The sequence below is a fragment of the Streptomyces dysideae genome, from assembly GCF_001514305.1.
In the GTDB taxonomy this organism is placed as follows: Bacteria; Actinomycetota; Actinomycetes; order Streptomycetales; family Streptomycetaceae; genus Streptomyces; species Streptomyces dysideae.
On sequence record NZ_KQ949075.1, the window covers coordinates 35193 to 37341 of the forward strand.

The 2149-nt window shown below is 73.3% G+C and carries 1 protein-coding gene; it reads left to right on the top strand.

The window, feature by feature from the left end; genetic code table 11:
- Positions 1 to 2149 (top strand): type I polyketide synthase (locus AQJ91_RS00145; RefSeq protein WP_234381765.1); only part of this gene is annotated, 2149 nt, incomplete at both ends.

The following is a 2149-nucleotide window of genomic DNA, read 5'->3' on the forward strand; positions in this document are numbered from 1 at the left end:
CATGGCCGGCACGCTGGACACCGCCGCGCTCCAGCGCAACAAGCGCGACGGCATGCTAGGCATCACCGCCGAGACCGGCAACGCGCTCTTCGACGCGGGCCTGCGCTCGCCCGAAGCCGTCCTCGTGCCGGCCCGCCTGGACCTCGCGGGCCTGCAGTCCCGCGCCGCGGCCCAGGCCGTACCCCAGCTCCTGCGCGGACTCGTACGGCAGACCCGGCAGACCGCCAACTCGGGGACAGCACCGGCCGGTTCGCTGGCCCAGGAGCTCGCGGGCCTGTCACGGGAGGAGCAGGACCTGCGCCTGCTCGGCCTGGTCCGCGCCCAGGCCGCGACCGTCCTCGGCCACGCCGCCGCCCACACGGTCGACGGGGAACGCGCCTTCAAGGACGCGGGCTTCGACTCGCTGACCTCCGTCGAGCTGCGCAACCGTCTCTCGGCCGCCACCGGCGTCCGGCTGTCGGCGACCGTCGTCTTCGACTACCCGACGCCGGCCGCCCTGGCCGGTCACCTCCACGACGAACTCGGCATCGGCGAACAGCAGTCGACCGCCATCGCCAGCACGCCCACGCAGCACACCGGCCCGGACGGCGGACGGTCCGACGCCCCTGACGAGCCGATCGCGATCGTCGCCATGGGCTGCCGTTTCCCGGGCGGGGCCACCAGCCCGGAGGCGCTGTGGCGGCTGGTCGCCGACGGCGCCGACGTCATGGGCGGCTTCCCCGACAACCGCGGCTGGGATCTGGACACACTCTTCGACCCGGACCCGGACGCCGTCGACCGGTCGTACGTCGACCGTGGCGCGTTCCTGCACGACGTCGGCGAGTTCGACGCGGGCTTCTTCGGGATCTCCCCGCGCGAGGCGCTCGCCATGGACCCGCAGCAGCGACTGCTCCTGGAGGTCAGCTGGGAGACGGTGGAGCGGGCCGGCATCGACCCGACGACCTTGCGCGGCTCAGACACCGGCGTCTTCACCGGCATCATCAGCCACGACTACACCGTCCGCCTCCAGCGGGCGCCCGGCGAACTCCAGGGCCTCCGGCTGACCGGCACCGCGGGCAGCGTCGCCTCGGGCCGCGTCTCCTACACGCTGGGCCTGGAAGGGCCCTCCGTCAGTGTCGACACCGCCTGCTCCTCCTCGCTGGTCGCCCTGCACATGGCCGTGCAGGCACTGCGGACCGGCGAGTGCTCGATGGCCCTCGCGGGCGGCGTGATGGTCATGGCGACACCGGACACCTTCGTGGAGTTCTCCCGCCAGCGGGGACTCGCCCGCGACGGCCACGTCAAGGCGTTCTCCGCCGCCGCCGACGGCACCGCATGGTCCGAGGGCGTCGGCGTCCTGCTGGTGGAGAAACTGTCGGACGCGCGACGTAACGGGCACCCGGTGCTCGCGGTGGTGCGCGGTACGGCCGTCAACCAGGACGGCGCCTCCAACGGCCTCACCGCCCCCAACGGTCCCTCCCAGCAGCGGGTCATCCGCCAGGCCCTGGCCAACGGCCGTCTGACGCCCGCTGATGTGGACGCCGTCGAGGCGCACGGCACCGGTACGGCCCTCGGCGACCCGATCGAGGCGCAGGCCCTGCTCGCCACCTACGGGCGGGACCGGGGCGACCACGATCCCCTGTGGCTCGGCTCCGTGAAGTCCAACATCGGTCACTCGCAGGGCGCCGCCGGCGTCGCGAGCGTGATCAAGATGGTGATGGCGCTCCAGAACGAGGAGCTGCCGAAGACCCTGCATGTGGATGAGCCGACGCCGAAGGTGGACTGGTCGGCGGGTGCGGTGGAACTGCTGACCGAGGCGCGTGAGTGGCCTCGGGAGGAGGGGCGTCCGCGCCGGGCCGGTGTGTCGTCGTTCGGTGTGAGCGGCACGAACTCCCACGTGGTGATCGAGGAGGCGCCCGCCGAGGAACCCGCGGCGGAGGAGACGGAGTTCACCGGTCCGCTGCCGTTCGTGGTCTCGGCCCGCTCGGCGGCCGCGCTCCAGGCGCAGGCGGAGCGGCTCGCCGACCACCTGGAGGCAGGGGACCAGACCCTGGCCGACGTGGCCTACTCGCTGGTGGCCTCGCGCGCGGCTCTCGATCACCGGGCCGTCGTGGTCGCCGCCGAGCGTGAGGAGGCGGTGGCCGGGCTGCGGTCGGTGGCCGCCGATGTT